General features: G+C 60.5%; 1 protein-coding gene. It reads right to left on the bottom strand.

Annotated elements, in window-relative coordinates; translation table 11 throughout:
• Positions 1–173 precede the first annotated feature (173 nt).
• Positions 174–362: PA14 domain-containing protein (locus tag AC5ZFO_RS48350; RefSeq protein ID WP_496124317.1), on the bottom strand; the 189-nt coding region annotated here is incomplete at its 5' end.

The raw sequence follows: 362 nt of genomic DNA on the forward strand, positions 1-362 counted from the left end.
GTCGCCACTAGCGGATTGGACGGCACGATCCGCACTGCAGCAGGACTTTGCACCAGCGGATTCCACCACGAAAGATGCATGTTTGCCGCACCCGTGCCGTGCACGTATTCGACCTTGATCGACGTCGGCTGCTTCGCATTCAGCCACGCGAAGTCGCTCGTCGTCGAACGTGTCTAAGTCTTCCTGTTGATGACCTGGACGCCGTTGATCCACAGCCGCGCGACGTTGTCGCTGTTGATCGAGAACGTGTAGAGGCCTGACTGCGATGCCTCGATCGCACCCGTCGAGCGAATACCGTAGTTCGTCGCATTGACGCCCGCCGAGGCATCCGGCGAGTCGGTGCCGCGCTCCGTATTCAGATC

The organism is Bradyrhizobium sp. Unk1 (genome assembly GCF_059512345.1).